Origin of the sequence: Halioxenophilus aromaticivorans, assembly GCF_042850945.1 — a bacterium.
Classification (GTDB): Bacteria; Pseudomonadota; Gammaproteobacteria; order Pseudomonadales; family Cellvibrionaceae; genus Halioxenophilus; species Halioxenophilus aromaticivorans.
The window spans coordinates 4,507,689-4,531,499 of record NZ_AP031496.1 but is presented as its reverse complement, the minus strand read 5'-3'; the positions used below and the strand labels follow the sequence as shown (position 1 = coordinate 4,531,499).

At 51.3% G+C, this 23,811-nt stretch carries 19 protein-coding genes; 7 read left to right on the top strand and 12 right to left on the bottom strand.

The genetic code is table 11. The features are described 5' to 3' along the window. The first annotated feature begins 128 nt into the window (after nt 1–128). The 4 genes from ACGHM3_RS19365 to ACGHM3_RS19350 all read left to right on the top strand — a co-directional run bounded on the left by ACGHM3_RS19365 (nt 129) and on the right by ACGHM3_RS19350 (nt 4,823). On the top strand, nt 129–1,397 hold the full coding sequence (locus tag ACGHM3_RS19365) for a histidine kinase (RefSeq protein WP_345423904.1): 1,269 nt from the start codon (nt 129–131) through the stop codon (nt 1,395–1,397). Beyond that, nucleotides 1,369–2,010, top strand: a complete 642-nt coding sequence (locus tag ACGHM3_RS19360; RefSeq protein WP_345423907.1) for a response regulator transcription factor — start codon at nt 1,369–1,371, stop codon at nt 2,008–2,010. The genes ACGHM3_RS19365 and ACGHM3_RS19360 overlap by 29 nt, the downstream gene beginning before the upstream one ends. 325 nt (nt 2,011–2,335) lie before the next feature. Beyond that, the gene (locus ACGHM3_RS19355; protein ID WP_345424105.1) at nt 2,336–4,108 is read left to right on the top strand and encodes a methanol/ethanol family PQQ-dependent dehydrogenase; all 1,773 of its coding nucleotides are present in this window, start codon (nt 2,336–2,338) and stop codon (nt 4,106–4,108) included. Between the two features lie 67 nt (nt 4,109–4,175). After that, nucleotides 4,176–4,823, top strand: coding sequence for a pentapeptide repeat-containing protein (locus tag ACGHM3_RS19350; RefSeq protein ID WP_345423910.1), 648 nt, complete (start codon nt 4,176–4,178; stop codon nt 4,821–4,823). 34 nt (nt 4,824–4,857) lie between these two features. On the opposite strand, the gene ACGHM3_RS19345 is transcribed toward ACGHM3_RS19350, so the two are convergent. From ACGHM3_RS19345 to pomA, 4 genes are all read right to left on the bottom strand, one after another. After that, the gene (locus ACGHM3_RS19345; protein WP_345423913.1) at nt 4,858–5,427 is read right to left on the bottom strand and encodes an HNH endonuclease; all 570 of its coding nucleotides are present in this window, start codon (nt 5,425–5,427) and stop codon (nt 4,858–4,860) included. A gap of 507 nt (nt 5,428–5,934) precedes the next feature. After that, nucleotides 5,935–6,492 carry a PilZ domain-containing protein gene (locus ACGHM3_RS19340; RefSeq protein ID WP_345423916.1) on the bottom strand — a complete coding sequence of 186 codons (558 nt, stop codon included), beginning with the start codon at nt 6,490–6,492 and terminating at the stop codon, nt 5,935–5,937. Nucleotides 6,493–6,509: 17 nt separating this feature from the next. Beyond that, nucleotides 6,510–7,505 carry a flagellar motor protein MotB gene (locus ACGHM3_RS19335; RefSeq protein ID WP_345423919.1) on the bottom strand — a complete coding sequence of 332 codons (996 nt, stop codon included), beginning with the start codon at nt 7,503–7,505 and terminating at the stop codon, nt 6,510–6,512. 23 nt (nt 7,506–7,528) lie between these two features. After that, a complete protein-coding gene (pomA, locus tag ACGHM3_RS19330; protein WP_345423922.1) occupies nt 7,529–8,290 on the bottom strand; it encodes a flagellar motor protein PomA in 762 nt (253 codons plus the stop codon). A gap of 237 nt (nt 8,291–8,527) precedes the next feature. On the opposite strand from pomA, the gene ACGHM3_RS19325 reads away from it, so the two are divergent. The 3 genes from ACGHM3_RS19325 (at nt 8,528) to dxs (ending at nt 11,837) form a co-directional block, all read left to right on the top strand. Then, entirely contained in the window at nt 8,528–8,773 is a 246-nt protein-coding gene (locus tag ACGHM3_RS19325) for an exodeoxyribonuclease VII small subunit (protein WP_345423925.1), read from the top strand. A gap of 90 nt (nt 8,774–8,863) precedes the next feature. Next, nucleotides 8,864–9,748: a farnesyl diphosphate synthase gene (locus tag ACGHM3_RS19320; protein WP_345423928.1), complete on the top strand. Its 885-nt coding sequence runs from the start codon at nt 8,864–8,866 to the stop codon at nt 9,746–9,748. A 199-nt stretch (nt 9,749–9,947) separates the two neighbouring features. Further along, nucleotides 9,948–11,837 carry a 1-deoxy-D-xylulose-5-phosphate synthase gene (gene dxs / locus ACGHM3_RS19315; RefSeq protein WP_345424108.1) on the top strand — a complete coding sequence of 630 codons (1,890 nt, stop codon included), beginning with the start codon at nt 9,948–9,950 and terminating at the stop codon, nt 11,835–11,837. Between the two features lie 4 nt (nt 11,838–11,841). Here the strand turns inward: dxs and tcdA are convergent, their stop codons facing one another. From tcdA to ACGHM3_RS19275, 8 genes are all read right to left on the bottom strand, one after another. Beyond that, nucleotides 11,842–12,711, bottom strand: a complete 870-nt coding sequence (gene tcdA / locus ACGHM3_RS19310; protein WP_345423931.1) for a tRNA cyclic N6-threonylcarbamoyladenosine(37) synthase TcdA — start codon at nt 12,709–12,711, stop codon at nt 11,842–11,844. 108 nt (nt 12,712–12,819) lie between these two features. Beyond that, on the bottom strand, nt 12,820–13,515 hold the full coding sequence (locus ACGHM3_RS19305) for a hypothetical protein (protein ID WP_345423934.1): 696 nt from the start codon (nt 13,513–13,515) through the stop codon (nt 12,820–12,822). Nucleotides 13,516–13,782: 267 nt separating this feature from the next. Continuing rightward, the gene (locus ACGHM3_RS19300; protein ID WP_345423937.1) at nt 13,783–14,478 is read right to left on the bottom strand and encodes a hypothetical protein; all 696 of its coding nucleotides are present in this window, start codon (nt 14,476–14,478) and stop codon (nt 13,783–13,785) included. Between the two features lie 111 nt (nt 14,479–14,589). Beyond that, a complete protein-coding gene (locus ACGHM3_RS19295) occupies nt 14,590–15,060 on the bottom strand; it encodes a hypothetical protein (protein WP_345423940.1) in 471 nt (156 codons plus the stop codon). A gap of 193 nt (nt 15,061–15,253) precedes the next feature. Next, nucleotides 15,254–18,523, bottom strand: coding sequence for a CHAT domain-containing protein (locus ACGHM3_RS19290; RefSeq protein WP_345423943.1), 3,270 nt, complete (start codon nt 18,521–18,523; stop codon nt 15,254–15,256). Between the two features lie 402 nt (nt 18,524–18,925). Then, on the bottom strand, nt 18,926–19,597 hold the full coding sequence (locus ACGHM3_RS19285; RefSeq protein WP_345423946.1) for a hypothetical protein: 672 nt from the start codon (nt 19,595–19,597) through the stop codon (nt 18,926–18,928). A 3-nt stretch (nt 19,598–19,600) separates the two neighbouring features. Beyond that, complete coding sequence (locus tag ACGHM3_RS19280) at nt 19,601–20,077, bottom strand: hypothetical protein (RefSeq protein ID WP_345423949.1); 477 nt, start codon at nt 20,075–20,077, stop codon at nt 19,601–19,603. Between the two features lie 123 nt (nt 20,078–20,200). Continuing rightward, entirely contained in the window at nt 20,201–23,554 is a 3,354-nt protein-coding gene (locus ACGHM3_RS19275) for a CHAT domain-containing protein (protein ID WP_345423952.1), read from the bottom strand. Between the last annotated feature and the right edge of the window lie 257 nt (nt 23,555–23,811).

The following is a 23,811-nucleotide window of genomic DNA, read 5'->3' as shown; positions in this document are numbered from 1 at the left end:
CTTGCAAGCCGACGTATTTGTGGTTCTCCGCCTAAAGTAGGGGCGGAGCCCTTGCTAAAGGCGTAGGGTAGCGCGATGCTAAGCTTGGTGTAATAGATGATCAATAATAAAACTAACACTATCGCGCCATGCAAGCGTCTAAAAAAATTACCATAGCCATTGTCTCTATCTATTCGTTGGTGTTTCTCGCCCTGGCGGTGGCTTTGTTTACCCAGGCAAAAACCGATGTGGAGCGTGAGGCCCGCTCAGCCATGTTGATGGCCCAAGCATTGACTGAGCAGGGTATCCCAGCACAGGAATTACAATCCATATTGGATTTAAACCGGCATCTATCCACTCAGATATTGGCAGACCCCGAAGTAAAGCCAAGGATAGAACCTCTGAGTTTGCTATACCAACCGCCAGAGCTGAATGGGCGATTTTTACTTATCCAGCCTAATCCTGAATCCGAGGTGGCTGAAATCCGAGCCACGGTACTGCCGGTTTTTGGCATCTTTATATTTTCTTTACTGCTCACGCTCAAGTCTCTGCGGGTTGCTGTACAGGCTCGTTTGAAACCGTTGCAGAGCTTGTGCAATGCGCTTAGCTCTATTCCTAAGGGTGAGTATCATGTTGAGGTGGCGCGCAGTGATATTAACGAAATAAATGAACTGATCGAACATTACTCGGCTATGGCCGAAGGTTTGGACAAAAAAGAACATCAAGTGACTCGGCTGCGGACTCGTTTGGCCGACTTGATGGAAAACGAACGACGCTCCTTGGCCCGGGAATTACATGATAACCTCGGTCAGATCATAACCGCGATTACCGTGCAAAGTTATATGTTAGGTCAGCAATCTCACAACCAGATATTCGTCAAAAAATACGCCAACGAGATACAAAAGCAATGCGATGAAGTGCAAAACTGCCTGCGTATTATTACCAATCAACTTTACCCTGTGGCCTTGGCCCGAGTAGGGCTAATCGCGGGCTTAAAAGAGATGTGCGAAAGTTGGCAGAAAATGCATAACATCACTGTAGCGTTTAGTGTTTCTGGCCTACCGCTGGAGGCCGATTTAGATCGGGACACCCATATTTACCGCATTGCCCAAGAGGCCTTGAATAATGTAGCCAAACACGCTCAAACCCACGAGGCCGCTATGGCCGTTGAGGTAAGAACTCGCTCTTTAAAAATGCGCATCGAAGACAATGGCGTGGGTATGGAGCCGGGTTTTACGGCGGAATCCGATACCCTGGGTATGGCATCCATGCAAGATAGGGCATCGTTGATAGCAGCCCAAATTCAGTTCATGCCATCGCCAGCCGGGTTGGTAATTGAACTGCGCGTGCCATTGGTTTGCACGGCTGCTGCAGAATCCCAGGAGGGAAATGATGATCAATATTCTGTTGGTGGATGATCACGCTGTGGTGCGCCAGGGGTATGCAGCACTTTTATCAATGATGATTCCTTCGTCGCAAGTGGCCGAAGCGGAAAATGCTCAGCAAACCATGGCTGCTCTAGATGGGGACAGATTTGATGTGGTGATTTTGGACATTAATTTAGAACATTCCAGTGGTCTGAGCTTGGCGCCAAGAATCCACGCGCGAAACAGTAAAAACAAAATAATTTTCTTTAGCATGTTCGATGAAGCTGCGGTGATCCATCGGGCCATGCAGGCTGGTGCTGCTGGTTATATTAGTAAACGCAGTAATCCAGAAATCATGATAGAGGCCATCAAAACCGTGCTTAAGGGGAAAACCTATATTGAGCATGATTTAGCCATAAAGTTGGCCGCCTACTCCTATGGTGAGGATAAAGATATTAGCGATTTACTGACCCAGCGCGAGTTTGATGTCTTTATGGGAGTGGCAAAAGGGTTGAGTCGATCAAAAATCGCCACTGGATTGAATATCTCTGAAAAAACCGTCTCTAACACGGTAACGCATCTAAAAAGTAAATTGCAGGTCTCCACCAACACTGAGTTGGTGCATTTGGCCATCGAGCGAGGTTTGGTTAAGGTGGCGTCGTGAAAAATAACTGGCCAGTTCGGGAATAGTTCCCTTTCGAGAGCGGCAATCCCTGTGTGATACTTTTCGCCATGGAACCGAATCTTGAGAGCGAACTCAGTTCGCTAACGGCTTAAGCCAGCTCACCCGAGCTGGCTTTTTTTTCGCCTTAGAAAATCTATGGGAATTGTTCCCTGGGTTTTTCAGGCAAAGTTCTGTATCCGCTCCTGTTTGGCCTGCCGATAATTCCTCTGCATTTTAAAACCAATAACAACAGAGGTATGCAATGTCTTCTAACACCAACAATAAGAGAACTGTGCTCCGGTTGGCAGTGGCCGGTCTGTGCGCAATGGCCGCACCTTGGGTAGCTGCTAAAGGGGTAACCTGGGCAGACATCGAAAACGATGCGAATACTCCGGAAGACGTATTAATGTACGGAATGGGGCCTAAAGCCCAGCGTTTTAGCCCGCTCAAACAAATTAACAAAAAGAATGTGCATGCGCTTTCTCCCGCCTGGGTAATGAGTTTTGGCGATGAAAAACAGCGTGGGCAAGAGGCTCAAGCTCTGGTTTACGATGGTACTGTCTACGTGACCGGCAGCTACTCCCGTATTTTTGCCTTCGACGCTAAGACCGGGGCAAAAAAATGGTCCTATTCCCATCGACTACCGGAAGGCATTCGGCCCTGCTGCGATGTGATCAATCGGGGTGCCGCTATTTTTGGTGATTTGGTTTATTTCGGAACTCTGGATGCCGGGATCGTCGCTTTGGATCGCCACACAGGAAAACCAGTGTGGAAAAAACGTTTTGGTGACTATGAAGCGGGCTATACCATGACCGGCGCCCCCACACTCGTTAAAGATCAGAAAACTGGCAGGGTGCTTTTGATTCATGGATCTTCAGGCGATGAGTTCGGTGTGGTCGGCAAACTATTTGCACGCGACCCGTTGACCGGTGAAGAAGTTTGGATGCGCCCCTTTGTAGAAGGGCATATGGGCCGTTTGAATGGTAAAGAAAGCACACCCACCGGTGGAGTAATGCCTGAAGACGTTAAAACTTGGCCGCGCGATGAAAACGGTGAGTTGGTTGAGGCTTGGCATCACGGCGGCGGTGCTCCTTGGCAGAGCGCCAGCTTCGATGTGGCAACCAATACCATTATCATCGGCGCTGGCAATCCCGCGCCTTGGAACACCTGGAAGCGCACCGCCAAAGGGGACGATCCACGCAATTGGGACAATTTATATACCTCTGGGCAGGTAGGTGTGGACCCCTCGACCGGCGAAGTGAAATGGTTCTACCAGCACACCCCTAACGATGCGTGGGATTTCTCCGGTAACAATGAATTAGTGTTATTTGAATACAAAGATAAAGGCAAGACAGTAAAGGCAACGGCACACGCAGATCGCAATGGTTTTTTCTACGTTGTTGATAGAGACAACGGAAAATTTATACGCGGTTTCCCTTTTGTTGATGGCGTCACCTGGGCCACTCATATAGACCCCAAAACCGGTAAGCCGGTGGAAGTAGAAGGGCAAAGGCCACCGCTGCCTGGGCTGGGTGAAGAAAAAGGAAAATCCATAGAAGTATCGCCGCCATTTCTGGGTGGGAAAAACTGGAACCCCATGGCTTATAGCCAGAATACGGGTTGGTTCTATATGGGGGCCAATCACTGGAAAGAAGATTACTGGACCGAAGAAGTCAACTACAGCAAGGGTAATGCTTATTTAGGGCAGGGTTTTCGTATCAAAAAGATGTACGACGATCACGTTGGAGTGCTACGCGCGGTGGATCCAAAATCCAGTGAAATAAAATGGTCGCATAAAGAAAAACTGCCTTTATGGGCCGGGGTTTTGGCCACCAAAGGCGGCTTGATCTTTACCGGTACCAGCGATGGTTTTATTAAAGCATTTGACGAAAAAACCGGCGAAGAGCTGTGGAAGTTTCAAACCGGATCAGGCGTCGTATCTTGTCCAATTACGTGGCAGCTGGACGGTGAGCAGTACATCGGTTTTGCCTCGGGTTATGGTGGCGCGGTGCCGTTATGGGGCGGAGATATGGCGGATTTGACCAAGCCCGTGGCCCAGGGTGGCTCATTTTGGGTTTTTAAATTACCCAAAACCTAGCTGTTGAAAGTTTGGTAGTTTGTGTGATTTAGGCGGGGTATCCCGCTTTTTTTAACGAGGCATTATTATGTTTCATTGGTTATTATTAATGCTTGTCTTCGGCAGTGCGTTAGCCCTGGCAAGCGACGACTTTTACGATGGTGTACAAGTCATTAACGGTTGTGAAATAAAGCCAAAAACGGTGTGCGCCGATGTGGATTTATCCGGTGTTGATTTAAAACACGCTGATTTATCCGGTGCGCGATTCTCCAAGGTGAAATTCCATGCCGCAGATCTGCGACATGCTGATTTGAGCTACGTAAAATTCGCGCAATGCTCTTTGGATGGGGCCAATCTTGCCTCAGCCAATTTGAATCACGCGGATGTGCGTTCGTCCTCTTTTACAAACGCTAATTTAGAAGGCATTACGGCGTGGGCACTGTTTGCCCAGGGCGTTGATTTTTCTGGCAGCAATATGGACGGCGCTAACATTGACCAGGGGCGGCTTTCTGGTGCTAATCTAACTGCAGTGAGCTTGCGCGCGGCTCGATTAGAAAGAACCTGGATGGGGAAAGCGAAGTTAATCAATGCCGATCTCACCAATGCCAACATTCAGGAAGCAAAGCTTAATGCTGCCAATTTGGCGGGTGCCACTTTTGACGGCACTCGAATTCACTACGCGATATTTGCCGGTGCATTTATGCAAGGGTGCACAGGCTGCCCAAAAGATTGGTAGCGCCAGCGCGTTTCAAACCCTGAGGAGCCTTGGGTTATAGCGCTACTTTAATACGCGAATTACGCGAAAATTGGCTGCTTAAAAACTCCATTTGGTCGCCTCTAATTCGGTCGCTGTTGATCAGCGCTAAATATTCCGCGGTATTGGGTTTAAAGGGCAGGGCGATAAGCTCCATGCTGATCTCAGACAGCAAAAAATTGCTCTTACGCTGATTGCAGCGTTTACAGGCGGCAACCACGTTGGTCCAGGTATCTAGGCCGCCGCGACTCACTGGGATTATGTGGTCTCGGGACAGTAGTTCCAGCTCAAAGTGGCCACCGCAGTATAAGCATTGGTAGTTGTCCCGGGAGAACAGAGCTCGGTTGGTGAGCGGTGGCACTACGTGGGCTCGGTTAACGCGCTTACCATTGCAGGCGACGATGGCAGGCAAATCCATGGTGGTTTGCTCACCGGTAAACCGGGAGTAGCCGCCGTGGACGCGGCGCACCACGCCACCCAGGGACCAACACACCAGGTCACGTGCGAAAAGACAGGTAGCTTGTTTCCAATGCAGCCATTCGATGGGCTGGCCGGCTGAATTCAGCCGCAGTATGCGCGGTTCCATAGGAATCCTCGTTCGCTAATGCTATCAGGCAGAAAATGGGCGGTATTTTTACAGCGAGGTGAAGACTGGCACCGGAGCGAGGAGGGCCCCAGCGGGTAGAGGGATGTACAAATGGTGTAACGGGCAATCCGAATACGACTTATGAAGGCGAGACTCCTTCCATTTGGGCGCCCATGGCGAGGTGCCTGGCGCGTTTGTATACTTTACTTGTTGACCTATGAATACTGCTGTTTCCAGGACCGGTGATACAATCAATTGGCCTGTTGCGATGGTTGGGTTAACGAAATCGTCAGTCTGGAAAACAATCGGCTATAAACTAGCCAAAGAATATGGCATTTCTATGACGATGCCAACAAATTGTTCTATTTTTCAACGCTAAGCGGTGTTTTTGAACAGCGTGTATAGCCTTAGGTGAAGACCTGAGCGTGGCATCTATGAAAGAGGATGCAGGAGGGTGTAAACCACGCCCCCAGGGCAACACAGGCAGGTCAACGAAGGCAGGTCAACCTAGTCATTCCAATTGGAGCGTATCAAATGGCCCTGGCGGCGAACAATGTGCTGAATTAGCAATTCTTGGTCGTTGCTAGCCATACCAAAGAAATCCATGCGTACGTAATATTCCTCGTCCCTAACCTTCTCTGAAGATATTACCCGAGCGTAGGTGGAAATGTTGATGTTACCGGGGATCAGCACCAGATCTACCAGTAGAATATCTTCTTCTCGCAGGCCTTCTTCTACCTCTAAGCCCATACCGCAGGCACTGATGTTGACCTGCCGAATTTTGTGCGCCAAGCGTTGCACCAAATAGTTGTCGATCTCCATTTGGTTGACCAATGCATTGATTTTGCGGTCGAAAGCCTCTAGCAACGTGGCAAGCTTAGGGTCGCTAACTTTGATTTCATTGAGCTCGTAGGCGATGGTTTTATCGAGGTCGTTGAGCAAACCAAAGATGTCTGATTGATGGGGCGGTTCCGATTGACCCATCAATTCGTTTTCTTCCACCATTTGGTAAGATACGCCTATGTGGTCATCTATGCGGAAGAAACGGCGTCGATCATCTGTCATGGCTATACCTATTGTTCTTAAAAGATTTCATCCGGTGTTAACTCAAATAAGTAGTCTGGGTCCAAGTCCAAATCACGCAGTAAATTACCGCCGTCTTGTTTGAGCATTTCTTTATCTGCATCCGATAATTCATCGGCCAGGCTTTGGCGCACTACAATTTCCACGCGTCGGTTTCGGGTGCGGCCTTCTTCGCTGTCATTGCTAGCCAAGGGTTTGGTATCGGCAAAACCCATAATTTGGAATCGGTCCTTGTCCAACACGCTGCCTTTCATTAATTCCATCGCCACAGACACCGCTCGGGAAGAAGACAGTTCAAAGTTGGAGCGGAACCGCTGCCGGCGAATGGGAATATTATCGGTGTGCCCCTCGACTGATATTGCTCCCTGGGTGTCTTTTAGTACTTCGCGCACTTCGCTTAATACATCGTAATAACTTTCTGCCAAATCGGCGGAGCCAGATTTAAATGCGCCTTTTTCTCGAATGCGAATAATGATGTTGCGGCTTTGGGTTTCGACTTCTACCTCGCCCTTAATAATTTGATCTTGCAGGGCTTTGGCCAATTCGGTGGCGTCGTCTTGGGCCTTGGCCTCCGCTTGTTCCACCAAATCTTTTATTTCTTGTTTTATTCGGGCTTTGACACCGGCGTCGCGACTGTCCTCACCTTGTTCGATGTCATATTCCATTTGGCAATCGACTTCTAGGTTCATCTCGGTAAAGTCGTCGGTGTTTTGGTATATCACATTCAATGGCGTAGGCTCGGGAATGCCCGGGCTAAATTCCTGGGCAATAATACTGGTGCCCTTGGGTGGGTCATCCAAACTGACTTTATTCTGCACACCGAAGGCGTTGGCCATGGAGCCGGCCAAACGCTTAAATTTTTGCGCATCCATCTCGGAAAACGAGAGTAGCAATACGAAAAAACACATCAGCAGCGACATCAAGTCGGCAAAGGTGCCCATCCAGGCCGGTAACCCCGCTGGACAGTCGCACTTATGCTCTTCTTCGTCACTCATGCCGTAAACTTCCTAGGGCCGGATTATTCGTCAACACCGCTGTCGCGTTTACCTTCGGGTAAATAAGTGCGCAGCATAGTGTCGATCACACGTGGGTTTTGTCCGGCCTGAATGGCCAACAATGCATCAATAACCAGATTTTTTACCATGGCTTCTTCGGCTGCTCGTAAAGAAAGTTTATCGGCAATGGGTTCGGTAATACCGTTGGCCAGCACCGCACCGTAGAGCGTGGTTAACAGGGCCACCGCCATGGCGGGGCCAATGGATTTCGGGTCACTCATGTTGGCCAGCATGGCTACGAGTCCGATCAGGGTTCCAATCATCCCCATGGCGGGGGCCATACCGGTGATGTCGCTGAAAATTTTGGCACCGTTTGCGTGGCGTTCTTCAGCCATGGTTCTATCTTTGGAAAGCACGCTTTTGACAACGTCAGCATCGTGACCGTCTACCAAGAGTTGGATGCCTTTTTGTAAAAAGTCGCTGCTGACTTCCTTCCCCTCCAACGACAGCAAGCCACCTTTACGGGCGGCGTCGGCCAGCTCAACGATTTCGCTAATCAGCTCGGAGGGATCGTCGATTTTGTTGGAGAAACTCTTGCCGGCGACTTTCATGGCGCCCAAAAACTGGCCCAAGCCAAATTTAGCCATAACGGCAAAGATACTTCCGCCGACCACGATAATAAGTGACGGAATGTTGATGAACATGGCCAGCGAGCCACTCATCAACATGGTGACGACAATCAAGCCCATCGCACCCAATAAACCGACAATCGTTGCTAAATCCACACGCCACTCCTTACACGGGCAATTTTGGTGTTACCGTTTGTCTCTATTCTTCGGCCATGATGAGAGAATCATTAGGCCCAAATTTAGGCCGTGCTGATTTGGCGCGTCGGGCGGTTTAGGTGCGGTGTAGGACGATTGGTACGCCTTGGCAGTGGCGCGCTAATCCGTGACAATAAGCGATTGACCGCGCCCTTGGGCTTAGGTAGGGTGCAGCGTGATAACCGATGGGGAAAAGGTATGGCAGCCCGTAAAAAGAACATGGATTTCGAAACTGCATTGGCCGAGCTTGAAGGGCTAATTGAGCAGCTGGAATCCGGTGACTTAACCCTGGATGCGTCGCTAAAAGCGTTTGAACAGGGCGTTAAGCTCACCCGTGAGTGCCAATTACAGCTGGCCGATGCTGAACAAAAGGTCAGCAAGTTGGTGGCCGAGCAAGGCGAGTTGAAACTCACTGATTTCGACCAAAATGAGGCCGCGCCCTAGCTAGGTGATCACCGGTGCCACGCAGCCGGTTACATTCCCGAGACTACACCAGAGCAAACCCCGCCATAGCCAAGCAACAGAGCCAGTAACTTGTTTCAAAAATTCTTAAAGACCAGCCAAACCAGAGTTGAGTTGGCGCTGGACCAGTGGCTGCAAGCCGCCACGGATGACAACGCAAAATTGACGGAAGCTATGCGCTACAGTGCCATGAATGGCGGTAAACGTGTGCGCTCATTATTGGCGTTTGCCAGCGCCGAAGCCTGTGGCGAGCCGGCCAGGGATTCTCTAGATGCCATTGCCTGTGCCATAGAGTGCATTCACGCTTACAGTCTTATTCACGATGATCTGCCCGCCATGGATGACGACGACCTGCGCCGAGGCAAAGCCAGTTGTCACATCGCCTACGGTGAAGCCAATGCCATCTTGGCCGGTGATGCTCTGCAAGCCGAAGCTTTCCGCATATTGACGGCCCCAGAACTGGCACTGGCCAGCGAAATAAAGGTGCAACTGGTGCAGGAGTTGGCCCTGGCCTCTGGAAGCCAGGGCATGGTTTTGGGCCAAGCCGTGGATCTAAACGCTGTGTCACAAACCCTCAGTCAGTCCCAATTAGAAACCATGCACAGGCTGAAAACCGGTGCATTGATTCGCGCTGCAGTGCGCATGGGGGCCGTTGCCACAGGCGCAAATGACACCGAGCTTGCACAACTAACGCAATATGCCCAGTGTGTGGGCTTAGCCTTCCAAGTAAAAGACGATGTGTTGGATGTCACTGCGGACACCAGTACCCTGGGCAAACCGCAAGGCGCCGATGCCGATATGAACAAGCCCACGTTTGTGTCTTTACTGGGGCTTAAAGAGGCAGAAAGATACGCCCAGAGCCTACATCGCCAAGCCTTGGATGTGTTGGCCGGCTTTGATTATCGCGCCGATAACCTACGCCATATATCGGGGTATATAGTGAATCGGGCTCACTAAAGCCCGTGTTGTCGGCTGCCGATCGGCGCCGGCATTACCAGGGCCGACCAGCAAAGGACCGGCCGGCAGTTAGTGATATTAATTCACGCCAATGATCGCTAAAATGCCCCTTTTTTGAATGGGCCCTTTCGAATCCAAGGGTCTAACCACGTATTCACTGCTGTTTGCCTTATTGATTATGTCGACTGAAATACCTCACATTCGCCCAGAGACGCCCCTGCTCGATAGCATCGAGAGCCCTGCGGATCTGCGCGCCCTTGATGAGGCGCAGTTGCCAGAGCTGGCACAGCAGTTGCGCGAGTTTTTACTGTACAGCGTGGGCAAAACCGGTGGCCATTTTGGCGCAGGCCTCGGTGTCGTAGAGCTCACAGTGGCTTTGCACTATGTTTATAAAACTCCGGAAGACCGCCTAGTGTGGGATGTTGGCCACCAAACCTATCCGCACAAAATTCTTACCCAGCGCCGAGAAATGATGCAAACCATCCGTCAGCTGGATGGTTTGGCGGGCTTTCCTAAACGCGGCGAAAGCGAGTACGACACCTTCGGCGTGGGCCATTCCAGTACTTCGGTGAGTGCCCTGGCCGGTATGGCGGTAGGCAGCGAAATGGCCAGCAGCGACCGCAAGATGGCCGCCGTTATTGGCGATGGCGCTATGACCGCTGGTATGGCATTTGAGGCACTCAACCACATCGCCCACATGGGCTCCGATGTCTTAGTCGTACTGAACGACAACAACATGTCGATCTCTCGCAATGTCGGCGGTTTGGCCACTTACTTCTCCAAGATATGGGCCAGTAAGCTCTACACCGAGTTTCGCGAGGGCAGTAAGCGCGTGTTGTCGAAAATCCCCCAGGCTTGGGAGCTAGCGCGCAAAACCGAAGAGCACGTCAAGGGCATGGTTTCGCCGGGCACATTGTTCGAAGAGCTGGGCTTTTATTACATCGGCCCCATCGACGGCCACGATTTGCCGCGTTTAGTGCACGATTTGAGCAACCTCAGGGCGCTTAAGGGACCAAAATTGCTGCATGTGATCACCCAAAAGGGCAGGGGCTTTGAACCCGCCGAGGCCGACCCTGTGGGTTATCACGCGCTGAACAAAATTGAGCCTAAGGCTCCGGCAGCGGCGGTGCCATCGGCCGCCGGTAAATCCAAAAAGCTGAAATACCAAACCGTTTTTGGCCACTGGCTTTGCCAGCAGGCAGAGCAATCTCCGCAGTTGGCGGCCATTACTCCAGCCATGTGCGAAGGCAGCGGTATGGTGGAGTTTGCCGAACGATTCCCGGATCAATTCCACGATGTTGCCATTGCCGAGCAGCATGCAGTGACCTTTGCCGCCGGCCTTGCCTGCGAGGGGCAAAAGCCAGTAGTCGCCATTTACTCCACTTTTTTACAGCGCGCCTACGACCAACTGGTGCACGATGTAGCCCTGCAAAACCTGGATGTTACCTTTGCCATTGACCGCGCCGGTGTGGTGGGCGAAGACGGTCCCACCCACGCGGGCAGCTTTGACCTCAGCTTTTTACGCTGCATCCCCAACATGGTCATTGCCGCACCCAGTGATGAATTTGAGTGTCAGCAGCTGCTCAGTGCCTGCTATCAGCACCCCGGCCCCAGCGCGGTGCGCTACCCAAGGGGCACCGGCCCTGGCGCCAGCCTAGATCAAGACAAGTCGCTGCCGGAGATTGGCCGTGCGGTTACCGTTAAAGAAGGTAAGGGTGTTGCCATACTTAACTTTGGCGCCCTGTTAGACCGCGCCCTGGTGGCCGGCACCCAATTGAACGCCAGTGTGGTTGATATGCGCTGGGTGAAACCCATCGATGAAGCCCTGGTGGCCGAACTGGCCAACCAGCATCACTTGATCGTCACCTTAGAAGACAACGTGGTTGCCGGCGGTGCTGGCAGTGCCGTGGTGGAGTTTTGCCAAGCCCAGGGCTTGTTTGTGAACGTATTGCAGCTAGGGCTACCGGACAAATTCCAGGATCACGGTAAACGTGATCAACTGCTAGAGCAGGCCGGTCTCAGTGCCGCTGCTATTACCGAAGCCATCAACCAGCGCTTGGCCAAAATAGGCCAGCAAAGCGCCGTGTAGTTTGTTAAGAGTCGTTTTCAGGCTGTTGCTCGTTCTCTAGCTCTTGCTTGACCCGAGCATCCTGACGACGGGCCGACTTTAACGCATCCTTGCGTAGGTAAATGTCCACCAGCCGGCTGGCCGCAACAAAACCAAAACTGCCGGTCACCATAGTGGCGGCGCCAAAGCCGCCACTGCAATCCAGCCGTACAGAATCCCCCAGCCCGGCTGCACTGTGGCAAGTTTCGCCGTTGCCGTCTGGATAGGTCATCTGCTCTGTGGAGTAGATGGCTTCTACCGAAAATACCCGCCTAGTATTGCGTGAGAATCCGTATTCCCGGCGCAAGGTATTGCGTACTTTTGCCAATAGTGGGTCGTTGGTGGTGCGGGTCAAATCGCCGCTGGTAATGGCCCTTGGGTCGCGTTTGCCACCGGCCGAACCCACCGTTACAAAGGGCAACTTACGACGCTTACAAAAAGCAATTAACGCCGCTTTAGATTTGGTGGAGTCGATGGCATCTAATACGCCGGTGTGGGCATCGGTGATGATGGTGCTGAGATTTTGGGCGTGGATAAAGTCTGCTACCACATGCACGTTGAGTTCTGGGTTTATGGCGCGTAACCGCTGTGCCATAACCTCGGTTTTCATTTGGCCAATAGTATCGGCAAGGGTATGTACCTGGCGATTGCTGTTGGAAACGCAAATATCGTCCAAATCTACCAGTGTTAGATTGCCCACGCCGGTGCGGGCCAGGGCTTCTGCGGCCCAGCTGCCCACGCCTCCAATACCCAACACCACAAAGTGCGCGCGCTGTAAGGCCGCCAGTGCTTGGTTGCCATAGAGGCGGCCAATGCCACCAAAACGGTTGAGGTAGTCAGTGCTAAAATCGGCCATAGCATGAATGAATAGCGGTTAACGTCGGGGCGCAAATTCTACTGGCCCCAGCGCTAGAATGCGAACCTTGCTTGGTGGGGAGGTAATGGCAAGGGAATGTTGTGGGCTCTAGCTGGCCGGGATGACCCTAAAACCCTCCACGAAACGCTCGGGTTTGTCGGATTGATGGGTGTAGACACCGCAACCATCAACCACAAATTTGGTGCCGCTATGGGTATGCTTAAAACCATTAGCGGCGTTGGTGATGGACAGCTCTATAGGGGCGATATCGTTGAAGTGGCCAATGCGGTAACACAGTATGGGGGCTGTGGCGTCCGGTGTGCATTTAATACTTTCTTCCAGCACTTCCAGGGTTTTTAAAATCTCGCTAGCCGCACTGGCTACGGTGGGGGCGATCACCTGGCCATTACTACCGGAGGTGGCGATTAACGTATGGTTGCGGCCGGCTAAGGGATGCTGCTTGGCCAGGATTTGGTTCATCAACTGTCCCAGGCCCTCGGCTTGGATGGTGTATTTAGTCACAGCGGATGGGTCGGCTTTATTGGGTTTGCTGGCCACCGTGCGGTATTGCGTGGGCAACAGCATTAGACGCACACCGTTAATGTCGTCGGGCACGCGCAACACCTGATGCAGGCGCAATACATCCGCCGGTGTAGCCACGTGCACTCGTATCCCCACCGGGCAGTCGCCGTGGGCTATGGGTAGGGTGCCGATGTCAATACCGATGACCTCAGTTCGTTCACCAAACAACGCGAAGGCGTGTGAAAAAGGCGAGTCGGAATCTGAGGTTTGGTCTTGCTGCACAATCATTTCCTAGCATTCGTATTCACTATCAACACGGTTTTCGGCCACGCGATTAACATTTACCGGCGCTCCTCCCTGAGCTGAATTCCCGTACTAGGAAATCCAGTAGTGTTATTAAAACCTATGGCCACAATGTTGCGGCGTGTAGCTTATATGACTATTAGTGCGCCATCTGAAAAATAATCTCACTCAATGTAAAACAAATTAATCACTGGTGCCAATTAATAGCCGGCGTGATTGTTCGTCTGCAGAAACAGTTTATTTCCTCTACAAAATCGAGAGGTTTAAGCGCATTAAAACCGTTCCTATATCCGCGGCTTGTGCGTTTACCGGTCCCACAAATGGATTGGGTTGGCCGGCAAAATGCAGCGCGACCGCCTGGTTGGTTTTTTCATCAAACCAAACCGAGCCGCTGTCGCCGGCCGCGCATATCGTCTGGTGTTGCGGCTGTTCATCCAGCGGTTCCAATTGGATGGCATTGATTGTAATAACCCGTTGCGAAAACACTAAAGGAAACGGGCCGCAGGCGGTGACTCTGGCTCGGGTCAGGCCGCTGCTGGCTCCGACTTTGGCCAAAATATCTCCCACTTGTGCTCGGCGAGTGCCGGTAAAAGAGCCTAGTTTTACGGGAAGCTGAGTAGGTTCTGGGGTCAACCAGGCAACGGCGGCGTCACCATCCGCATCGATAAACCCATCGCCCAATTGGGCGATGGGAATATGCTGTTTGTACTGCGTAAACGTGGGTTGTTGCGTTGGCCGGTGCCAATTTATTCGATCACCGGGTTGAGCCAAGCTGTGGCTGAGCACGTGCCAGTTGCTCAGTAGCCCAATTCGCTGGCTAGTGGTGCAGCGCACGTAACAACCCAGAGTGCCGGCCAAACACTTACGGTGTGCCACGGAAGCGCCAATCGGTGCCCAAGGGGCGCCATCCGTTTGGGCTAGGGCAGATTTCGCCATCAACATAAAAGGTTCCTTGTCAGTGTTTATCCTGAAACCGCATCCCTACTAGTTCGCGCAAGTGAAATACAAAACGGTGATTTTTTAGTGCTTGCCGCTATTTCGTCCCAACGGCCGTTAGTTAGGTTGAAAACCTCCACCGCTGCCACGATCTGGCCCTGGCTGAACGTGTCTGGGTAATAGCTTGTTAAAAAAGAAATTAACCTGACTTTGGTAGTGGCCCGGTTTGCCTTTGATAGCATCGGGAATGCGATCACGCACGATTTCAACCTGCCAAACGTATTTGTCACCACCGCCAATGGCATGCTCAACACTGAATGTCAGATATTCTGTGTAGGTGGATAAATCGACTTTTTTGAATGGCACCTGTGCGTTGGGGCTGAAGGTCAGTGTTTTTTTCGGGTTCTGGCCATCCACGATGGTTAGCGTGGGTGGGCTGGCAGCAGCCTTGGCAAAGCTTACTTTTAAGTGATCCCCTGGGCCGATCCAGGTTCTGTCTTCTATGTCCAAGGTGAAAGTGGAACTATCGATTTTAAGGTTCACATCCTTGTGCTCTGCTGATGCGCCGGATAACGAAGTTGGATCCATGGCTTCCTCCAAGTATTAATTGGCTACGAAAGTAATACGGCCGTTAAATCGAAAATTGAAAATCACTCCCATCCTGGCGAGCCTAATTATGCAGGTGCGCAGCGATTAGGGTTTATCTCACTTGTGGTTGTAAATTGTGGTGAAGGGCGCACGTATGGGGCGAGTGCACTTAAAACTGCGGTGGGCTGACGGGCTAGTTTTCGCTTACCGAATAGTGGGCGTATAATGGCCAAAAGGTAGGCGAGGTAATAGCGGTGCTGTTTGCCGCGTTCTGCTGCCCAAGCCAAGCCGCGTTTTTGCCGATAAAGATAAATCCGGCCCAGTAGAAGGGATGGAAGTAGTCGGGGTTTTGCAACATTTTTAACTGCGCCGAGCGTAAGGCTTGGGCGGGCGCCAGTTGTTCTTGTAACAGTGCTTGGTAAAAGTACTCCAAAAGTAAAGCTGTGGCGGTGTCGTCCACGGGCCACAATGAGGCGAGTACTCGAGCGCTGCCAGCCTCGAAAAACGCGCGCGATAAACCGATGGGGCCTTCGCCCGTGGTGAGTTTGCCAGCGGCGGTTTCGCATGCGCTTAGCACCACCAACTCGGAGTTCAGCTCCAGTTGGGCAATATCGCTCAGTGTAAGATCCGCCCCGTTTAAGGAGTTGTCATTCAGATCATTTCCCGGTGACAGTTTAATTGCACTGAGGGCTGGGTTATCCCAGTTGATGGTGGCGTGGCCGGCGAAGTGCACCACTTGGTAGTCGTTGGGTGTGGACTGAGTGAAATTTTGTTTAGTGGCGTTTTCACGGGCCAGCAGATAGCTGTCGCCACGCTGACGCCATAATTTCATTAGGGCGTCGGCTTCCTTTTCGGCAAACGGGAGGTTGCCCAAACCATTGCCATCGCGCAGGGCGGCCACTGCCGTTGAGTCTGTGGTGAGCTTGGGGTTGGCCACTAATAAGATTCCCTTGGCGTGTTGGCTGCTGGGTTTTTCTCGGTTTAACCAGTTATCAGTGGCGATGGAGCTTGCGTAGCGGATATTGGTGCTGGCAATAATGGGGGCTGGTTTGCTGGCGTTTGGGTCCAGTAGGTAGGCAAAAGGCAGCCGGTGCAAAACGCCATCGGGTATAACGGTGAGGTTGTTCACGCCGTTTAACTGATCCGCCAGTGGGCCGAGTAGTAGATCACTGACTTGCCGATTACTGGCAACTAAAGACTGCCAAGGCGAGGCTTGGGTGCTCGTGCTGGGGCGTTGATCCATTAACTCAACCAGCGGCAAAATTTGCTCGTTGAGTTCGTGCGCCGCGGGCAGCAATTGCATTTTTACCTGGCCTGCAGCAATAAACCAAACGTAACTTTGTTCCTCGCCAACGAAAAAATACAACAGTGCATCGCCACTGGGTAACGCCTGTTGATATTGCTGTAACTGCGTGAAGCTCAGCTTGGGCAATTGTTCGGCAGTGGGTTTGTTGGCAAAAATATCGAAGCTGGATTTCAGCAGTGTGCCTTCGCCGTCTTCAGCACCAATCGCGGTTTTTTGCAGCAGGTTTTCGTACAGCGTTCGAGCCCGGAAATTTTCGGCATGGTGTAACCCGGTGAGGATTCTGGCCTGGTCCTCCAAGGTAAGGTTGGCACGAATGGCCAATTCGTAAATATTTTTTTGCAGGGCAAAGTATTCTTGGCGTACGCGGTCGTCCGTCATCTGCGAGCGCTTGGATTCAATGATGCCAATGGCTTGTTCTAAGTGCTCAGAGATCTGCTGCAGGGGCTTCTGTGCGCGGTACAAGGCCACCGCCGTAAGGTAATGGCTGCGGGTGCTGGCCAGGTCATCGTTGGCCTTTTTGTGCAACACCAAGGCTCGCTCTAGGGTGCGTAGCGCAGGTTCAAATTGTTGCTGCAATATCTGGGCGTTGGCTTTCTGGCTTAGAAAGCGGCCGTGCCGGTAGTTGTCGTTGGAGGCTTCCACCATAGGCGCCATGGCCGCCAGTTCTGCCAGGGCTGCTTCGATATCATCGTTGGCTTGGTAATAATTTACCCGGGCCTGACGAATGCGCAGGTTTTGTTCTTCGCCCCACTGCGACCCCCAAAATTGATTGGCTTGTTCTAAATAGTTGCGCGCCTGCTCAAAGTCACCGCGGTCGATGTATAAATTAGCCAGGTTGTTTGCCACGGTGGCCAAGTGGGAGTTGGCACCCAGTTTTTCGTATAAGTGCCACACTTCTTGATACAGGGCTTCGGCTTCATCTAGCCGCCCCAACTCCATAATAATACGTGCTTTGGCCGCCAAAATATGAGCTCGCCACAGCGGTGTTGCGCCGTTATCGGCGTAGCTTTGCAAAGAATCGATGAGCCGCCAAGCGTGGTAGTACTGGCCACTCAGTGCACTGACGATGGCCATATTGTATTTGATATTGGCAGTTTGATAGTCGTAGTGGCGTAACGCGGCTTGGCTAACGCCATAGGCACGCTCCAGCACTTTGGCAGCCTTGGTCATTTGGTTGCGAAAACGCAACGACAGCCCTTGTTCCACCAACGCATCGGTCATCAGCGTTTTTTCACCCAGTGTGTCGAATTGTTCGGCCGCCCGCTGAAAATACTCATCGGCGCTGGCGTACTCGCCTTTTTTGTTGTGGATCATACCCAGCAACAGCTCCGCGTTTGCGTTGACAAAGGCGACGTCTGATCCGCTTGCTTGGTTTTGTTCGAGCACCTGGGTAAGGTTGGCAATGGCGGCATCGGTTTTATCCATGTGCCAGAAATAACGGGCTTGCTCAACCGTGAATAAATTAACCAAATGGGGTTTGTTCAGTTTTTCTGCCAACGCAGCACAACGCTTAGCAACTTTAGCCGAGGCTTCCAAGGATTCGTTGACTCGGAATAAATCCAACTCGCAGGCCCGGAGTTTGTCGTCGGCGGTATTTAATGCGGTAAAACGTTTTGCAGTTTGGCCCGCGTCTACCAATAAATCGTCAAATAAGCCGTCACTAAAGAGGAGTCGATAGTATTTTTCGGCGGCCAATCGGTCGCGATGACCATCGTTTTGATAGGAGGTAATTGATAGCTCTGCCACAGATGGGCTGTATTCGCTCGGTGCTCGGATAACGGTAATTTCACACTGCTGGCAATCCTGTGCGGTTAACAATAAACGCGTTTCCATAGTGAAGAATGCATCACTGCTAATTTGCTGCACGGGGGGGGTAGAGTCACCGGCACTGATGGGTTGGCTGGTATGGGATAGGCTATACGCCAAGCCATGGGTGGGTAGGGTGAGTAGCGTAAATTGGTCTACCGTTTGAGAAAACGACACCGTCGCTGTTTCCGTGTTATTGAACGCCACGGTAATTTTCCGCTCCACGGGCTCGGCGGCAATAACCGGCATATAGGTAAGCGCTAATATAAGCCGTAATGTGTGGCACAAGCCTCGGCCTACGAAAGTCTTACCTATTGCGGTGGTATTTGGGCGGTATAAAGTCCATTTCACGGTGCTAACCAAGGGCAACTGTTTGCTAAACATAGCCGGGCATTGTATCAGAAGTGAGTGCTTGCCAGGGCCTGTTGACTCTAATTCGGAGCCTCTGTTGAGTCAGGAAATAGTCCAATCTAGGCGCGAGCTGGGAAGTTTGGTGGGCCCAAATAAGCGGCGAGCAACAACGAGTGGGCTATTTCCTGGCTCAACCCGTAGGGCTGGGGCCAGCTTCCCGCTCAACGTTGTTGCCAATCGCTTATGTAGGCCCACTACATTTCACGATTGGCGCCTAGTTGAACGGGAAGCTGGCCTCCAGCAGTGGTGCCAAATTAGTGTCAACAGGCCCTAGGCGTGCACAGGCGCCGGTTTCGATAGAAGGTATTACGGCCTTGCTGCACAGTAGTGGCATCGTAATCTTCACGCCTCAACGCACTGTGCGGTGCAAAGTGACACCTGCAATTGGTCTAATGTGGTGGATAAAAAGCACGCCTTGGCGTGCAGGGGGCCGTAGGCAGAAAAGCTTTCACCGGCAAAATGCAAACCCACGGCTGCTCCAGTGTTGGCGTCAAACCAAACGGAACCACAATCGCCGTTTTCACTGAGCACCTTGTGTTCGTCGGTTTCGTACAGCGGCTCCAAGTACATGGCGCGGACGTTTTTTATCTCGCCGTCGTAGCGGGTAGGGTAGTCACCAATGGCGGTGACCCGGCCGCGTCGCAGGCCAGAACGGCCGCCAATTTTGGTGAGAATATCGCCCACCTTGGGATCGCGAACAGCGGTGAATTCGGTGTTTAAGTGTGGGACTTGAAAGTAAGGCTGGATGCCTGGCTCCAGCCAGGCTATTGCAGCATCGCAATGGTTATTAAAGGCGCGCCGGTCTAACCTAGCCACAGCGCGTTTAATTAGCCCAGTGTTGGTGTTTACATCCACCGTCAGCGTATCGCCCCTGCGCGCCTTTTGATTGGCGATAACGTGGGCGGCGCTGATCAAGCCAACCTGGTCAGTGTTTGGGGCAGTCACAAACGCGCCCAGCGCACCGCAAAACGGCGTGCCAGAATGCTCAATAGGTTCGCCGATATATAGTTTCATTGGCTACTTTCTATTTAGGCCGCCGCCACTGCCATCGTTACCATTGTGCTGGGGTTGCCCGCAGGAGGTATCCTTATGGTCGAATCTCTGGTCTAAGACGTAGAAGTTATAGCGTGTTTCTAAATCTTGGTTGTTGGGTTTGTAACAGACTTTCGAAGGAATGCGCTGTGAAAAAAGCTCAAATCGCCATTTAAATTCTGGCGCATCCTCCAGTTGTACGTCGAAAGTCACAAACAAAGTAGCCGCAGATAGCGCGTTACAGCTGTAGGTATTGTTGATGGTTTTGAAAGAAAGCTTATCTGTGCTCGCGGGGTTATAAACAACGAGAGTCGGATCTTGGTCGCTGGCAGTGGGCATTGTTACGCTTAGGATGTCACCGCTTGTAAACCACGGCGAAGCCTTTACATCTTTATTTTGAATATAGAAATCAGAATGGGTGATCAGTATTTCAAACGATTGGGTTGAGCTTTGGTCTTGCATAGTTCACATCCTTGCTGGTCATTATTAATTAATTAAAAAAACCTACCCATGTTGGTTGGGCCTTTATACAAAAACAGACCTATCGTTAATTGGCCTTAGCCAAGGCGCTCAAGCAAACTGGGGCTATTCAGCTTGCGAAATCCCCCTGGCGGTTAGCCCGCTGATTTGTAGTGACGACCGTTGTACGGCTTGGCTGATCAAAGTTGCGTCGGAGTTGGTCCACGTTCTGTCATCGCCAATAAAAATAAAGCCACTCCAATAATAGGGGTGAGCATACTCCCGGTTATTCATCATTTTTTGTTGCGCTATTTGCAAGGCTTCGCCTGGACTAATTTCATCCTGTAAAATCGCGCTGTAAAATAGCTCTAATAAAGCCGCCGTGGCGTGGTCTTCAACCGGCCAAAGAGACGCTAGTACGCGATTGGCGCCGGCTTCAAAAAACGCCCGGGATAAACCAATGGGACCTTCCCCTCCGCGCAGTTGCCCGCTGGCCGTTTCACAAGCGCTTAATACAACTAGCTCAGCATTTAATTTCAGTTCGGTGATTTCCGCCAAGGTAAGGTCGGCGCTGTCACTGCTATCGTTGCTATTGGTGCTGGCCAGTTTGATGGCGCTATCGGTTGGGTTATCCCAGTTAATTTTTGCGTGGCTGGCAAAGTGAATAACCTGGTAGTCCTCTGGCGACGACGCATACAGGCTTTCTTTGCTGGCTCTACGGCCCAGCAGTAACGTGCTTTTGCTCACGGAACCCCACAGGTTAATTAATTTGTTGGCTTCCATTTCAGCCGCCGGCAATTGCTGCAACACCAAATTATCGCTTTCGTTTGTGCCGCTTTCAGCGATTTCCATTGCCGGGTTGGCAATCATCAACAAACCTTTGTTGGCTCCGATGGGCCTGCGCCTTTGTTTTAAGTGGTGCAGTGTTGCTATCGAGTTGGCGTAGCCGACCGCGAGTGTTTTTGTCAGTGGCTGTTGGTAGTTCTGGGCTGGCGATAAAAGCACAGCGTAGGGTAATCGGTGCAACACGCCATCGGGCACCACGGTAATTTGCTGGTATCGACTTATTCTTTGTGCAATGGGCTCCAGCAAAGTCTCACTCAGCGTTTTATCGGCCTGTAAAATATTGGCCCAGTGGCTGCGACTGTTAGAAACCGCAGGGTTACTGTTGATAAGCTCCACCAGGGCGATTGTTTGCTGTGCAATTTCAGATTCGTTGGGCAGAGGGTAAACCTCGATACCCTGTTGGTCCATTAGCCAGAGGTAACTCTGTTCTTGGCCTAGAAAATAATATACCAAAGCCTCGTCGGCCTTCAGCGACTGTTGGTGTTGTTTTAATGCCACTTTGCTGGGTTTGGCCAATGTGGTGTCTTGGCTGGGACGCTTAGATGCTGCTTTAAAACTAGAATTTAAAAAGTCGAAGGTAATTTCTTGGTTATCGCTGCGTCCTTTTGCTGGTTTGGTTTGCGCCATGCTTTCTAACAGGGTGCGCGCTTTAAAGGTTTCCGCTTCGTAGAGGCTGTTTAGTGCGCTGGCCGGCAATGAGGCTTTGACATGTGCCGATAGGCTGAGTTCGTACAGATCTTTTTGCAGAGCGAAGTATTCTTGCCGGATACGGTCGTCGAGGAAGTTAGATCGGATGGACTCAATCAACCCTTTGGCTTTGGTGATATAGGGCTCCACCCGCGCAAACGGTTGCCCAGCCTGGATAAAGGCCTTGGCAATCAAATAATTGGATTTGGTTTCAAACAGATAATCACCGGCGGTATTGTGCAGGCTTTGAGCTTGTTCCAATACATTCACCGCTGCCTCATATTTACCCAACCGAATCAGAGTCTCGCCTTTCTGCGTTAGTACCCGGCCTAAACGATAGGGATCCTTTGCTACTGTAAACTGCTGTTCTATGGTCTCAATTTGCGTCAGGGCTAGATCGTATTCACGTTGCTCGATATGGTAATTGACCTGCGCCTGTTGAATACGAATGGTTTGGTCCATGCCCCAGGAGTTGCCTGCCAGGCGAACGGATTCCTCGGTGTAGTGTTTGGCTAACTCGATATTACCCAGCGAACTGTGCAGACGAGACAAGTTCGTGGCCAGTGTTGCCAGGTGCGAAGTGCTGCCCAGCTCTTGGTAAATAGTCCAGGTGCGGGCGTAGATTTTTTCAGCCTCGTTAAGGCGGTTTAATTCCAACAGCACACGCGCTTTTAACGCTAAAATATGCGCCTTCCAAACCTTGGTTTTGGTGTAGTTTTCTTGGTCGATGGTTTCCAGTAGTTTCAACGCCAAGTAATACTGCCCATTGAGTAGGCTCACCGCGGCCATCTGGTAATGAATCCGCATACGTTGTTGCGAATCAAGTAGTAGGTTTTGTTTGCTTGTGTTGTAGGCATTTTCGAAGTGGGCCGCGGCTTTGGTGTATTGGTTTTGAAACCGATACATAGTGCCGATTTCACTCTCTGCCTCGGCTAGGTTGTAGTGGTTACCAATTGCTGCGAACAATTTGCTGGCGTCTTTTAATGATCTTTCCGCTTTGCTGTATCGGCCGAGCTTGGCTTCAATCATGCCCTGGGTTAAAAGCGTACGGCCTAGTAAATAGTCGGTAACGCTTTGCGAGCTGTTGGTTAGCTTCTCTGGGATTTGACGGTATAGGTTTTTGAGCGCCGCCAGTGCAGCTTCTTCTTTGTCTTGGTACCAAAGCGCTAGCCGGATATGTTCTATGTTAAGACTAAAATAAGACGCCCATTGTTGGTTGGCTTCGGCAACGTTAATGCACTGCTTCAAGGTGTTGATGTTATCAACGTTGGATTGGTTGTACATCGAATACACTATTCGAAAGGAGCAAGCGCGCGCTTGGTTGATAGGGCTATGGGATTGCTCAAGTTGTTCAATGCTGCCTAAAAAGGCGTTTTCCAGCTGGGTGTTACCTTTAACGTTGTAATCCAAAGAACTGAGCTTTTGAAGCGTTTTCTCAACGTGCAGGCGCGGGTCAAACTCATCGCTAAAGAAGATTAGCTGTGCGCTAATTTCACTGGGTACACCGTTAATCTTGCCGTCTGGACGGGAAACTACAATTTCGCATTGTTGGCATTCCTCGCCGCTGATCAACAGCGTGCTGCTCAACAGGTGCGGGTTGTAATCCGGTTGTTTGGTGAGTGTTGAGGGTTCTTTAAAGTGCACACCCAAATCTGAGCCGTAGGTGGGTAGCACCAAAAGCGTGGTTTGGTGGGGTGACTGTTCAATGGTGATTACCGCCGACTGCTGCTCGTCGAAAACCAGGGTTAGCTGTTTTTCAGTGGCTGACGTGGTGTGCCGTTGTTTGCTGCTGGCCAGTGGCTGTTTTTGCGCGATTTGCGCGGCTGTGTTGGTCGAAAACAACAGCGCGAGGCAAACCGAGGCGATACTCTGCCCGGCGATGGTTAATAATCGCCAGGGTTTTGGAGTTGGGCTTGTAATTTCGGGTTTTATAATCGGCGTTGCCACAAAACTATCCCTGAATGATCTTGTACGGTACCTTGGTTAACCACAAGGTACGCGTTGACTCGGTCAACCTGAAGGGGCAGCTCAGATCAATTAACTTGTGCTTATAAAGGTTGTTAAGTCTCGCCACCAAAATAGGATATGGTGAACCAGTTAACACTTTTAGGTCAATGCTGGCGCCAATATTTTCTTATGGATTTGAGGCGGATTTTAACGAAAAGCCGTAGTTTGCTGCCACCTGCATATGCAAACAAGCTTTA

Bases quoted from the DNA above. Each gene is read 5' to 3' on its own strand.
- ACGHM3_RS19365 (WP_345423904.1), top strand. From the start codon at position 129: ATGCAAGCGTCTAAAAAAATTACCATAGCCATTGTCTCTATCTATTCG.
- ACGHM3_RS19345 (WP_345423913.1), bottom strand. From the start codon at position 5,427: ATGGAACCGCGCATACTGCGGCTGAATTCAGCCGGCCAGCCCATCGAA.
- tcdA (WP_345423931.1), bottom strand. From the start codon at position 12,711: ATGGCCGATTTTAGCACTGACTACCTCAACCGTTTTGGTGGCATTGGC.
- ACGHM3_RS19295 (WP_345423940.1), bottom strand. From the start codon at position 15,060: ATGGATCCAACTTCGTTATCCGGCGCATCAGCAGAGCACAAGGATGTG.
- ACGHM3_RS19355 (WP_345424105.1), top strand. From the start codon at position 2,336: ATGGCCGCACCTTGGGTAGCTGCTAAAGGGGTAACCTGGGCAGACATC.
- ACGHM3_RS19285 (WP_345423946.1), bottom strand. From the start codon at position 19,597: ATGAAACTATATATCGGCGAACCTATTGAGCATTCTGGCACGCCGTTT.
- ACGHM3_RS19280 (WP_345423949.1), bottom strand. From the start codon at position 20,077: ATGCAAGACCAAAGCTCAACCCAATCGTTTGAAATACTGATCACCCAT.
- ACGHM3_RS19340 (WP_345423916.1), bottom strand. From the start codon at position 6,492: ATGACAGATGATCGACGCCGTTTCTTCCGCATAGATGACCACATAGGC.
- ACGHM3_RS19350 (WP_345423910.1), top strand. From the start codon at position 4,176: ATGTTTCATTGGTTATTATTAATGCTTGTCTTCGGCAGTGCGTTAGCC.
- ACGHM3_RS19335 (WP_345423919.1), bottom strand. From the start codon at position 7,505: ATGAGTGACGAAGAAGAGCATAAGTGCGACTGTCCAGCGGGGTTACCG.
- ACGHM3_RS19300 (WP_345423937.1), bottom strand. From the start codon at position 14,478: ATGTTGATGGCGAAATCTGCCCTAGCCCAAACGGATGGCGCCCCTTGG.
- ACGHM3_RS19360 (WP_345423907.1), top strand. From the start codon at position 1,369: ATGATGATCAATATTCTGTTGGTGGATGATCACGCTGTGGTGCGCCAG.
- ACGHM3_RS19325 (WP_345423925.1), top strand. From the start codon at position 8,528: ATGGCAGCCCGTAAAAAGAACATGGATTTCGAAACTGCATTGGCCGAG.